The organism is Nonomuraea sp. NPDC048882 (assembly GCF_040649755.1).
Lineage (GTDB): Bacteria > Actinomycetota > Actinomycetes > Streptosporangiales > Streptosporangiaceae > Nonomuraea > Nonomuraea maheshkhaliensis.
Window position 1 is genome coordinate 716,091 of record NZ_JBEZGB010000002.1, and the last position, 11,528, is coordinate 727,618.

At 70.1% G+C, this 11,528-nt stretch carries 10 protein-coding genes; 8 read left to right on the plus strand and 2 right to left on the minus strand.

What is annotated here, in order from left to right; all coding sequences use genetic code 11:
- Positions 1–24 precede the first annotated feature (24 nt).
- A complete protein-coding gene (locus AB0C27_RS08705; protein ID WP_357839876.1) occupies positions 25–2,439 on the plus strand; it encodes a DNA polymerase III subunit gamma and tau in 2,415 nt (804 codons plus the stop codon).
- A 165-nt stretch (positions 2,440–2,604) separates the two neighbouring features.
- On the opposite strand, the gene AB0C27_RS08710 is transcribed toward AB0C27_RS08705, so the two are convergent.
- Entirely contained in the window at positions 2,605–4,044 is a 1,440-nt protein-coding gene (locus AB0C27_RS08710; protein WP_357839879.1) for a GAF domain-containing protein, read from the minus strand.
- Positions 4,045–4,493: 449 nt separating this feature from the next.
- Here AB0C27_RS08710 and AB0C27_RS08715 point away from each other — a divergent pair, with 449 nt between their 5' ends.
- From AB0C27_RS08715 to AB0C27_RS08735, 5 genes are all read left to right on the plus strand, one after another.
- Complete coding sequence (locus tag AB0C27_RS08715) at positions 4,494–4,844, plus strand: YbaB/EbfC family nucleoid-associated protein (protein ID WP_192788958.1); 351 nt, start codon at positions 4,494–4,496, stop codon at positions 4,842–4,844.
- Between the two features lie 2 nt (positions 4,845–4,846).
- Positions 4,847–5,446, plus strand: a complete 600-nt coding sequence (gene recR, locus AB0C27_RS08720) for a recombination mediator RecR (RefSeq protein ID WP_344488129.1) — start codon at positions 4,847–4,849, stop codon at positions 5,444–5,446.
- Positions 5,439–5,969 carry a DUF5063 domain-containing protein gene (locus AB0C27_RS08725; RefSeq protein ID WP_106242963.1) on the plus strand — a complete coding sequence of 177 codons (531 nt, stop codon included), beginning with the start codon at positions 5,439–5,441 and terminating at the stop codon, positions 5,967–5,969. Before recR ends, AB0C27_RS08725 begins: the two co-directional genes overlap by 8 nt.
- Before the next feature lie 124 nt (positions 5,970–6,093).
- Positions 6,094–7,368, plus strand: coding sequence for an aspartate kinase (locus tag AB0C27_RS08730; protein ID WP_346101645.1), 1,275 nt, complete (start codon positions 6,094–6,096; stop codon positions 7,366–7,368).
- A complete protein-coding gene (locus AB0C27_RS08735) occupies positions 7,365–8,426 on the plus strand; it encodes an aspartate-semialdehyde dehydrogenase (RefSeq protein ID WP_357839885.1) in 1,062 nt (353 codons plus the stop codon). The genes AB0C27_RS08730 and AB0C27_RS08735 overlap by 4 nt, the downstream gene beginning before the upstream one ends.
- A gap of 75 nt (positions 8,427–8,501) precedes the next feature.
- Here the strand turns inward: AB0C27_RS08735 and AB0C27_RS08740 are convergent, their stop codons facing one another.
- Positions 8,502–9,647 (minus strand): hypothetical protein, encoded by a 1,146-nt coding sequence (locus AB0C27_RS08740; RefSeq protein ID WP_357839888.1) that lies wholly within the window; start codon positions 9,645–9,647, stop codon positions 8,502–8,504.
- A 156-nt stretch (positions 9,648–9,803) separates the two neighbouring features.
- Here AB0C27_RS08740 and AB0C27_RS08745 point away from each other — a divergent pair, with 156 nt between their 5' ends.
- Together AB0C27_RS08745 and AB0C27_RS08750 are read left to right on the plus strand one after the other, a co-directional pair.
- The gene (locus AB0C27_RS08745) at positions 9,804–10,472 is read left to right on the plus strand and encodes a TetR family transcriptional regulator (protein WP_346101640.1); all 669 of its coding nucleotides are present in this window, start codon (positions 9,804–9,806) and stop codon (positions 10,470–10,472) included.
- 87 nt (positions 10,473–10,559) lie between these two features.
- Complete coding sequence (locus tag AB0C27_RS08750) at positions 10,560–11,519, plus strand: LLM class F420-dependent oxidoreductase (RefSeq protein WP_357839891.1); 960 nt, start codon at positions 10,560–10,562, stop codon at positions 11,517–11,519.
- The last annotated feature ends 9 nt before the right edge of the window (positions 11,520–11,528 follow it).

Here is an 11,528-nt window from a genome sequence, read left to right on the forward strand (position 1 = left end):
CCCCCTCGCAGGCGGGATGGTCGTATGAGCCTTGCGCTTTACCGCAAGTACCGACCCGGGACCTTCGCCGAGGTCAAGGGTCAGGAACACGTCACTGACCCGCTGCGACAGGCGTTGCGTACCGGCCGCATCAACCACGCCTACCTGTTCAGCGGCCCCCGTGGGTGTGGCAAGACGTCCAGTGCCCGCATCCTGGCGCGTTCCCTCAACTGCGAGAAGGGCCCGACCCCCGATCCGTGCGGCGAGTGCGAGTCGTGTGTCGCGCTGGCTCCGACCGGGCCTGGTCACCTCGACGTCATCGAGATCGACGCCGCCTCCCACGGTGGTGTGGACGACGCGCGCGACCTGCGTGAGCGGGCCTTCTTCGCGCCCGTGTCCGCGCGCTACAAGATCTACATCATCGACGAGGCGCACATGGTGACCCGCGAGGGTTTCAACGCGCTGCTCAAGCTCGTCGAGGAGCCCCCGCCGCATCTGAAGTTCATCTTCGCGACGACGGAGCCGGAAAAGGTCATCGGCACCATCAAGTCGCGTACGCATCACTACCCGTTCCGGCTGATGCCGCCCGCGACGCTCCGGGCGCTGCTGGAGGAGATCCTCACCTCCGAGAGCGTGCCGTTCGAGCCCAACGCGCTGCCTCTGGTCGTGCGCGCGGGCGCCGGCTCGGCCCGTGACTCGCTGTCGATCCTCGACCAGCTCCTCGCCGGGGCGGAGGAGGACGGCATCACCTACACCAAGGCCGTCTCCCTGCTCGGCTACACCGACGGCGACCTGCTCGACGAGGTCGTCGGCGCGTTCGCGGCGCGCAACGGCGCCCAGGTCTTCCACACGGTCAACCGGGTGATCGAGGGCGGTCACGACCCGCGCCGCTTCGCCTCCGACCTGCTCGAACGCTTCCGCGACCTGGTGATCCTGGCCAACGTTCCCGAAGCGGCCTCCAGCGGGCTGCTCGACCGGCCCGCCGACGAGCTGGAGCGGTTGGTGCAGCAGGCGGCCTCGATGGGGCCGGCCGAGCTGACCCGCGCCGCCGAGATCTTCAACGCCGGCCTCACCGAGATGCGCGGCGCGACCTCGCCGCGCCTGCTGCTCGAACTCATGTGCGCGCGGGTCCTGCTTCCGGGGGCGGCGCAGGGTGAGGGTGCGTTGCTGGCGCGGCTGGAACGGCTCGAACGTGGTGGCGCGGTCGCTCAGATGGCCGCGAGGGCGGCTGTTCCCACTGCTCCCACTGCTGCTCCTACTCCACCGTCTGTTGTTGCTCCACCTGCTGTCGGCGGTACGGCTGCGGGAGTGCAGGGTTCCTCAAGTACGCCTGCTTCCGCCGTGCCCGCCGGTGGGTCCGCGGCTCCCGTGGGCGCGGCTGAGTCGTCCCCTGCGCCCGCTCATGGTGGTGACGGTTGGCCCGAGGCGGTGCGTCCCGGTGCGTCCGCTCCCACTGCGGGGCCGGCCTCCGCAGGTGGCGCGACGTCGGCGGCGGGTAGCGGGGCTCAGCAGGCTGCCCCGGGCGGTCCCAGTGGGCCGACGCCGGGTGGGGCCGGTGCCATGCAGGCGCAGTGGGCCGCGGTGCTGGCCGCGCTCAAGCAGCGCAGCATCGTCGTCTGGGCGAACGTGAGCACCAACGCCCAGGTCGTGGGGGTTGAGGGCAACCTGGTCACGCTGGGGTTCGCCCAGGTCGGCGCGATGAAGAACTTCACCGGTGGCGGCAAGGACGCCGTGGTGGCGGCCGCGCTGGGCGATGTTCTGGGGGGTACGTGGCGCGTCGAGGCGGTCGTCGGCGGCTCGCCGGCTCCGCAGGCCGCGCGCGGGCCCGCCCGTTCCCCGTCCCACGCCCCGTCGCACGGTCCGGCTCAGGGTGGTCACGGTTCCGCGCCGGGAGGGCCGAACGCGGCCGGGCCCGGCCAGTCTTCAGGGCCCAGCGGTCCGCAGGTGGTGGGGGGTCAGACGGCGCCCGGACCTCAGGGGGCTCAGGGCACGACGGGTCCCCAGGGGCGTACGGCGTCCCACGGAGACTCCGCCGAGGACAAGGGCGGGCAGGACCCCGGCCAGCCTCCTGCCGCCCCGGCAGGACCTCTGGCCACCGACGAGTCCTGGCCCGACGCCCCCGACGACTTCGGACCCGGCGCTCCGCCGAACCCCGACCCCACCCGCACCGTCGCCGCCGCTCAGTCCGCAGCAGCGGGTCCGAGCGTGGCCGCGGGATCCGGCCTGGCCGCCGCCCGATCGGCCGCCAAGGCCGCCGCGCAGGCGGGTCCGCGCGTCCCGATGGCCCGTGGCGGTGCCGCCGCCTGGCCCGACAAGGTCCCAGGGCGTGACAAGAGCCCCGATTCCGACGAGGTGGACCCGCTCAACGACGCGGACGCGGATGTGGACGCCGTCTCGGGCATGGCCCTGCTGGAGAGGGAGCTCGGCGCCCAGGTGATCGGCGAAATCGATCACAGCTGAGGGTGAGTTCGGGGTGCGCGGGTCCGCGTATCGGTGATGGGTGATGCGGGTATGCCGCCGCATCCGCATGGCACTGCCTTGTGGGTGATACGTGGTCGTGGGCGAGCGCCTCACCCCGGGTGACTCGTGCCGATGGTGGTGCGGCCTGGCCCTCGGTGACTCGTGTCAGGACAGGAGGCGGGAGCGGGCGGCGGCGGAGCGGGGGTCGGTGGAGGGGAGGGCGGCGAGGCGTTCCAGGACCTCGTAGTCGTCGCGCCCGTTGCACGTCTGCGCGTACGCCCACAGATCCTCGGGCGACCCCTCCCGCAGCAGGCAAGCCCGCACCTGCGCCTCCAGTTCGTCGCGTTCGCGGCGGATCTCCGGCGACTCCGAGCGGGGCAGCAGCGGGCCGGCGTAGGAACGGGCCAGGGCGCGGGGGTCGCGGGCCGTCAGCAGGCGGCGCAGGGTCAGGAAGTCGGCCTCCACCGGACAGGTCAGCCGGTACGGCTTCGCCGCGATGGCCTCCCCGAGCTGGGCGCGTAGCCGGTGGATCTCGGCCCGGATCGTGACGGGGTTGCCGGCGTCGCCGTACAGGTGGAAGGAGAGTTGTTCGGCCGTCAGGCCGTGGGGGTTGAGGGCGAGGAGGGTGAGGATCTCGGCGTGCCGCAGCGACAGGGGGCGGTCACGGTCGCAGAAGGCGGCGGACGGGACGCCGGCTCCGAGGAAGGTGAGGGTCAGGGGCTGCGGGGCGGCGGACGGCGTGGCGCGCAGGAGGAAGCCGTCGGAGAAGGGTTCGAGCTGGGCGACGGTGCCGTCTCTGAGGATCATGCGCCGGCCGGGGCTGCGGGCGCTCTGCTCGCCGAGGTGGACACGTTCGCCGAGGCCGCCGGCGGGGTCGCCGGAGATGACGCGGCCGGTGGGGGAGAGCAGGATGCCGGGACGGCCGTGGAGCGACTCGTAGCGGCGGCGCAGGCGTTCGTCGCGTTCGTGCATGCTCAGGGCGAGTTGCGTCTCGGCGAGCTTGGCCGTGGCGGCGACGAGGGCGAGCGTGGCGGGGTGGAGGCTGCGGGCGGTGCCGCTGACGTCGACGCAGCCGATGACCCGGCCGGAGTCGGGGTCGGTGATGGGGGCGGCGCTGCACGACCAGATGTGCAGGACGCGCATCAGGTGCTCTTCCGAATAGACGTGAACGGGCTCGCCTGTCGCCAGGGCCGTGCCCATGCCGTTGGTGCCGACGTCGCCCTCGGCCCACTGGTGCCCGTCGGACAGGCCGACCTGGTCGGCGCGGCGCAGGGTGGTGGGGGTGCCGTCGCGCCACAGGACGCGGCCGTCGCCATCGGTGACGATCATGATGTGGCCGGTCTCGCCGGCCAGCCCGGACAGGGTGTGGGCGAGCAGCGGCAGGAGGCCCTGCAGCGGGTGGGACTCGCGCATGTCCCTGATGCGGGCGGGATCGCACACGAGCGGGGCGCTGTGGCCCTCCGGATCGACCCCGGCGTCCAGCGAACGGCGCCAGGATGCCTTGATCAGGTGACGTGGCGGTTCCGGCCAGGGCAGACCGGTCACCGCGGCTTCATGCGCTCCGCGCAGAAGGCGGGAGTACGCGTCGAGATGGGCGTAACTCATCGGTCACTCCAAGTAGTCAACTAGAGGATCCGTCTTGAGCGCCCTTCGCGCAACCCGTTCAGGGGGATTGCAGAGGGTGATTGAATGAGCGCAACGTGTGTGCAACGTTCACCCGGCTAGCGTCCTTTACCAACGCGTCGGCGTGGTGCGGCCGCTCCGCCGGCGTGGTGGCCGGGTCTCGGACGCTGGAGGGGGGCCGAGATCCGGCCAGAACCGCGCCCGGCGGCGACGCCGGAGCACGTCAGAACACGCCGACGCGGGTCGGACCGCGGACGCGAGAGCCGTGCCGGGCGGCGGGAATCCCCCGTCCGGGACGGCCCACGGAGGCGGGGCGACCACCCCGGGCGAGGCCCGGGCAGGAAACAGGGGGACACCCCAGTACATGACGCCGCCCAAACACCGTAGGCTCGTGGCAGTCAAGAACGCGGAGCCACGAGGAGCGCACGACGGTGAACCCAGGGGATGTCAACCTGCAGCAGCTGCTGGAGCAGGCCCAGCTCATGCAGCAGCAGCTTGTGAGCGCCCAGCAGGAGCTCAACGATGCGCAGATCGAGGGCTCATCGGGCGGTGGCCTGGTCACGGCCGTCGTCAACGGCTCCGGCGAGCTGCTCGAACTCAAGATCGACCCGAGCGTGATCGACTCCGGCGACGCGCAGGACACCGCGGACACGATCGCCGACCTGGTGATCGCCGCGGTTCGCGACGCGGTGCGCGCGGCCGCCGACCTGCAGCAGGAGAAGCTCGGCCCGCTGGCCCAGGGGCTGGGTGGCGGCGGCCTCGGACAGTTGCCAGGGTTCTAGGCATGTACGAAGGGGTCGTCCAGAACCTGATCGACGAGCTGGGGCTGCTGCCCGGCGTCGGTCCCAAGAGCGCGCAGCGGATCGCGTTCCACCTCCTGGCGGCCGATCCCGCCGACGTCAAGCGGCTGGCGCACGCGTTGCTGGAGGTCAAGGAGAAGGTCCGCTTCTGCCGGGTCTGCGGCAACGTGGCCGCCGAGGAGGAGTGCCGCATCTGCCGCGACACCCGCCGCGACACGCATGTCATCTGCGTGGTCGAGGAGTCGAAGGACGTCGTCGCGATCGAGAAGACGCGCGAGTTCAGGGGCACTTATCACGTGCTCGGCGGCGCGATCAGCCCGATCGACGGCGTCGGCCCCGATGACCTGCGCATCCGCGAGCTCATGACACGCCTCGCCGACGGCCGTGTCACCGAGCTCATCCTCGCCACAGACCCTAATCTCGAAGGCGAGGCGACGGCTACCTACCTCGCCCGTCTGGTCAAGCCGATGGGCATCAAAGTGACACGACTGGCCAGCGGTCTGCCTGTGGGCGGTGACCTCGAATACGCCGACGAGGTGACCTTGGGCCGCGCGTTCGAAGGACGGAGGCTGCTGGATGTCTGACCAGTGGAGCACGCTGGCGGAAGAGATCGCCGCGCACGCACAGAACTACGTGGACGGCCTGACCCGCATGGCGGGTGGCGAGGGCGGTGACGCCATCTGGTCGATCCTGCTGGTGGAGGTCGCGCAGGTGAGCCTGGCGGGGGCCAAACTCGGCGCCAACCAGGACGTCATCCTGGCCGGCAACTACGAGCCGCCGATGAGCGAGGATCCCGACATCGACGGGGTGCGCACGGCGCTGGCCGAGCGGCTGGAGGCGGTCGACGACTACGCCGAGGTGTTCGACCCGTACAAGGACACCGGCGTCACGGCGTACCGGCTGTCCGACGACCTGACCGCGGTCGCGGCCGACCTCATCCACGGGCTGCGTCACTACCACGCGGGCCGGCCGCACGAGGCGCTGTGGTGGTGGCAGTACTCCTACTTCAACACCTGGGGCAACCACGCGGGCGCCGCGATGCGCGCGCTGCAGGCCCTGGCCGCGCACTCGCGGCTCGACGTGGCGGAGGAAGCGACCACCGTCTGATCGCGCGCCCGGTCCGCGCCCACCGTCCGGTCCCACGTCCGATCCCACATAGTGGTACGAGCCATCGGGCGCATGAGAGGCCCCAAGTAGACTGGCACCTCACAGTCCAGACCGGGAGACTCTCGTGGCACTCGTTGTGCAAAAGTACGGTGGTTCGTCCGTCGCCGACGCGTCCTGCATCAAGCGGGTGGCGCAGCGGATCGTCGCGACGAAAAAAGCCGGCAACGACGTGGTCGTGATCGTCTCCGCGATGGGTGACACGACGGACGAGCTGCTCGACCTGGCCGAGCAGGTGTCGCCGCTGCCTCCTGGCCGCGAGCTCGACATGCTGCTGACCTCGGGCGAGCGCATCTCCATGGCCCTGCTGGCGATGGCGATCGCCAACCTCGGCCACGAGGCGCGCTCGTTCACCGGCTCGCAGGCGGGCGTGATCACCGACTCCACCCATGGCAAGGCGCGCATCATCGACGTGACGCCGAGCCGCATCCGGGAGGCGATCGACCAGGGCCACATCGCGATCGTGGCCGGCTTCCAGGGCGTCTCGCAGGACACCAAAGACATCACCACGCTCGGCCGGGGTGGCTCCGACACCACGGCCGTGGCGCTGGCGGCGGCGCTCGACGCCGACGTGTGCGAGATCTTCACCGACGTCGACGGCATCTTCACCGCCGATCCGCGCATCGTGCCCGCGGCCCGCCAGATCCCCAAGATCTCTTACGACGAGATGATGGAGATGGCGGCCTGCGGCGCGAAGATTCTGCACCTGCGCTGCGTCGAATACGCTCGCCGTTTCAACCTGCCGATTCACGTACGCAGCTCTTTCAGCATGAAGGAAGGCACGTGGGTCGTCTCCGACCCTTACACCGAAGGAACCGAGATGGAGCAGCCGATCATCTCCGGCGTCGCGCACGACCGGAGCGAGGCCAAGATCACTGTTGTCGGGGTCCCCGACAAGGTCGGCGAGGCTGCCTCGATCTTCAAAACGCTGGCCGACGCCGAGATCAACATTGACATGATCGTGCAGAACGTCTCGGCCGCGGCCACGGGCCGCACCGACATCTCCTTCACGCTGCCCACGGCCGACAGCCAGACGGCCCTGACGTCGCTGAAGAAGATCCAGCCCACGATCGGGTTCGAGTCGCTGCTGTTCGACGACCAGATCGGGAAGGTGTCGCTGATCGGCGCGGGCATGCGCTCGCACCCCGGCGTCACCGCGACGTTCTTCGCGGCCCTCGCCGACGCGGGGGTCAACATCGAGATGATCTCCACCTCGGAGATCCGCATCTCAGTGGTCGTCGAGCAGGACGGTGTCGACGCGGCCGTGGCGGCCGCCCACCGGGCCTTCAATCTCGACGCCGACCAGGTCGAAGCCGTGGTGTACGGAGGTTCAGGACGATGAGCAAGAGGCCGAGTCTGGCTCTGATCGGCGCGACCGGCGCCGTGGGCACCGTCATGCGCGACATCGTGTCGACGCGGGCGGACATCTGGGGCGAGATCCGTCTCGTCGCCTCGCCGCGTTCGGCGGGCAAGGTGCTGCGCGTACGCGATGAGGACGTTGTGGTGCAGGCGCTGGCGCCCGAGGTGTTCGACGGCATCGACGTGGCCATCTTCGACGTGCCCGACGAGGTGTCGGCCGTCTGGGTGCCGATCGCGGCCGAGCGCGGCGCGATCGCCATCGACAAGTCGGGCACGTTCCGCATGGAGCCCGACGTGCCGCTGGTCGTGCCCGAGGTCAACCCCCTCGACGCGCGCGACCGGCCGCGCAACATCATCTCGACCCCCAACTGCACCACGCTGTCGATGATGGCGGCCATGGGCGCGCTGCACGCCGAGTTCACCCTCACCGAGCTGGTCGTCGCCTCCTACCAGGCGGTGTCAGGGGCCGGGGTGGCGGGTTCTGCGCGGCTCTACGACGAGATCGAGGCGCTGGCGGGCGACCGTACGATCGGGCAGAGCGTCGGTGACGTACGCAAGGTGCTGGCCAACAAGCTGCCGGAGGAGTCGCCGTTCCCCGCGCCCATCGCGTTCAACGTGGTGCCGTGGGCGGGTTCCGCCAAGGCCGACGGATGGGCCTCCGAGGAGCTCAAGCTGCGCAACGAGTCCCGCAAGATCCTCGGCATTCCGGAGCTGAAGGTCTCCGCGACCTGCGTCCGCGTGCCGGTGATCACCACGCACTCGCTGGCCGTGCACGCGCGGTTCGAGCGCGAGATCACGGTCGCCGAGGCGCACCGCGTGCTGGAGGCGGCGCCGACGGTGGTGCTCATGGACGACCCGGCCAACGGGGTCTACCCGACGCCCATCGACGTGGTCGGCACCGACCCGACCTACGTGGGCCGTGTCCGTCAGGCGATCGACTTCCCCAACACGCTCGACCTGTTCGTCTGCGGTGACAACCTGCGCAAGGGCGCGGCGCTCAACGCGGCGGAGATCGCCGAGCTGGTGGCGGCCGAGTTCTAGAGAATGTCCGAGTTGTGGCGCCGTGCGGTCCGTGCGGCGCCACACTTGTGTGCGGGGCACGGACGGCGGGCTCTGTCACCGGAAGAGGATGTCCCAGTGGTCGCTCTCGTCGTAGAACGTGGTGCCGGAGTCTGACTTGTAGATCCGGGCTCCGTCGCTCCGCACCCCGACCTTTTCATGATTTTTCGTGATGTGCCGGTCGATGCAGGCATTGTGGGAGATGTCGAGCTTGTAGCCGTTCCCGTGGCTGAAGTGGCCCGAGGCGTGGCCCCGCTCGGTGCCGCCGGTCACCATGATCGGGCAGCCGCTCTCGCGCTTCAGCTGGATCACCTTGGCGATGGTCCCGGTCCGCACCCGGTCGAGTGACGTGCAGTGGTGCTTGTGCTTGCTGGTGCAGTTGCCGGTCGACCGCGTCCGCAGCCCGGCGCTGTCCAGCCAGCCCTGGGCGGTCGCGTGCGACATGTGCACGGCGGCCGTGCGCGGCAGGACCCGCGTCAGATCGACCTGAGCGCGCCTGTGGGCGACGTGGGACCGCGTACGGGGCATCTTGGCCACTCCGGTGCGTACGTGGCGCTTGGCCGCCTTCGTGGCCGAGGACCGCGTCCTGGCCTTCTCGGCGCGGGCCACGTCCTTGCGCGGGCGAACCAGCGCGTCGGCGGCCGGCCGGTGCTCGAACGCCGCCCACGACCGGTCAGGAAGGACCCGGTCCAGGTCGTCCCAGCCCTCGTGCGCCCCGTCAGTGTTCGTCCAGTCGTCCGTCCAGTCGTCCGTCCGGTCCACATGTGCCTGGTCGGTACGGGGCCCGTCCATGAGTGGCGAGTCCGTACGAGAGTCCAGGAGTGGCGAGTCCGTACGGCGCCTGTTCAGACGCGGCGCGTCCGTACGGGATCCGTCCATGAGCGAGTGTGTACGGGCCGCGGGCCGGCGGGTGCCGAGCCTGGGCCAGCCACGCCTGGCATCGAGCTTCTCCCGGCCGAGTGCGAACCGATCGAGGACCCAGGCGTCGGCCTGATGCGGCCCCACCTCGTACGGGTCGGCGAAGACGGTGGCCACCGCAGGGGCGTCCTCCCATGTGTGCTGCCCGACCTCGTACAAGCTGCCCTGGACCGGTGACCCTTCGGGGTGGGTGGCGGCGGAGGCGGCCGAGGCCAGCGCGATTATGGTGATCTCAATGCCGAGGAGCGCGACCACGATCAGCCGCACAGTTCCACGTATCCACATGTCGATGCCTTTTCGCGGAAATAGCCCTTCCGCCTGAAACGACAATCCCACCTTTCACAGGAGATAACTCATCCCGCGAGGGCAACTTTGCCTTGTGGCGGTGATCACCGTGCGGCTGCATGACCTAACCTCGCTCGACGACGTAAAGTGACGGACGTGTCCGAAGCCCGAAACCGCGGAGCGGAGAGCACCCGAGAGGTCATCGTCGAGACGGCGTTGCGACTGTTCAGGGAGCGCGGCTTCGACGCGACCACGATGCGTGCCATCGCCGCCGAGGCGGGGGTTTCCGTGGGTAACGCCTACTACTACTTCGACAGCAAGGAAGCGTTGATCCAGGCGTACTACGACCGCGCCCAGGCCGAGCACGAGGCGGCCTGCCGGGATTTCCTGGCCACGGAGCAGGCGTTCGCGGCCAGGTTGAGCGGGGTGTTGCGCGAGTGGGTGCGCGTCTCGGAGCCGTACCACGAGTTCGCGGTGAAGTTCTTCAAGCACGCGGCCGAGCCGACCAACCCGCTCAGCCCGTTCAGCAAGCACTCCTCGCCGGCGCGTGAGGCGTCCATCGCCATCTACCGGCAGGTCGTCGAGGGCTCGCGCGACCGGATGAACGCCGAGCTGCGCGAGGAGCTGCCCGAGCTGCTCTGGCTGCTGTCGATGGGCATGGTGCTGTTCTGGGTGCACGACACCTCGCCGGGCTGCGAGCGCACCTACCGCCTGATCGACGTGACGGTGCCGCTGGTGGACCGGCTGGTCGGGCTGTCGCACCTGCCGGGCCTGCGCGGGATCACGAAGGACTTCATCGCGGCGGTTCACGAGTTGCGCGCCTAAAGCGGGCCGCGTCTGGAGCGGGTTGTGCGCCTGGAGTGCATACCGGTCGGTTGGTAGGTTTGGTCTCCGACGATCTGGAGGCCGGGCATGACGCAGAGCTGGGGCATGACGATCCCCTTCTACGACCGTTCACTGAGCAATTCGCAGGATCTGATCGCCCAGTTGCCGCAGCTCGGCTACACCGATGCGTGGTCGGCCGAGGTCAACGGCGTCGACGGCTTCGTGCCGCTGGCGATGGCCGCGCAGTGGGCGCCGGGCCTGCGGCTGGGCAGCGCCATCGTGCCGGTCTCGACACGCGGGCCCGGCCTGCTCGCCATGTCGGCGGCGACGCTGGCCGATCTGGCGCCGGGACGGTTCACGCTCGGCATCGGCGCCTCCTCGCCGGCGATCGTCGAGCGCTGGAACGCCGGCACGTTCGCCAAGCCCTACGCGCGCACCCGTGACACGCTGCGGTTCCTCAAGCGGGCCCTGGCGGGGGAGAAGGTCTCGGAGAAGTACGAGACGTTCGAGATCAAGGGCTTCAAGCTGGAACGGGCGCCGAAGACGCCGCCGAAGATCGTGCTGGCGGCGCTGCGGCCGAGGATGTTGCGCCTGGCCGCCGAGGAGGCCGACGGCGCCATCACCAACTGGCTCTCGCCCGCCGACGTACGCAAGGTGCGCGCGGAGATCGGCCCCGATACCGAGCTGATCGCGCGCCTGTTCGTCTGCGTGGACGAGGACACCGAACGCGTGCGCGCGACCGCCAGGTGGATGCTGGCCAGCTACCTGACCGTCCCGGTCTACGCCGCCTTCCACGACTGGCTCGGCCGGGGCGAGGTGCTGCGCCCGATGCACGAGGCGTGGGCGGCGGGAGATCGGCAGGCGGCGCTCAAGGCCATCCCCGACGAGGTGGTCGACTCCCTCGTCGTCCACGGCGACGCCGCCACCTGCCGGGCCAGGATCAGCGAATACGTGGCCAACGGTCTCGACACCCCCGTACTCGCCCCCATCCCGGGCGGCGATGTCCCCATCGACCAGGCGGTGCGCGAACTGGCTCCGGAGAGGTGAACGAAGAGG

What these genes read in the sequence shown, in the direction of transcription:
- AB0C27_RS08705 (WP_357839876.1), top strand. Translation starts at nt 25, where the DNA reads ATGAGCCTTGCGCTTTACCGCAAGTACCGACCCGGGACCTTCGCCGAG.
- AB0C27_RS08710 (WP_357839879.1), bottom strand. Translation starts at nt 4,044, where the DNA reads ATGAGTTACGCCCATCTCGACGCGTACTCCCGCCTTCTGCGCGGAGCG.
- recR (WP_344488129.1), top strand. Translation starts at nt 4,847, where the DNA reads ATGTACGAAGGGGTCGTCCAGAACCTGATCGACGAGCTGGGGCTGCTG.
- AB0C27_RS08725 (WP_106242963.1), top strand. Translation starts at nt 5,439, where the DNA reads ATGTCTGACCAGTGGAGCACGCTGGCGGAAGAGATCGCCGCGCACGCA.
- AB0C27_RS08735 (WP_357839885.1), top strand. Translation starts at nt 7,365, where the DNA reads ATGAGCAAGAGGCCGAGTCTGGCTCTGATCGGCGCGACCGGCGCCGTG.
- AB0C27_RS08740 (WP_357839888.1), bottom strand. Translation starts at nt 9,647, where the DNA reads ATGTGGATACGTGGAACTGTGCGGCTGATCGTGGTCGCGCTCCTCGGC.
- AB0C27_RS08750 (WP_357839891.1), top strand. Translation starts at nt 10,560, where the DNA reads ATGACGCAGAGCTGGGGCATGACGATCCCCTTCTACGACCGTTCACTG.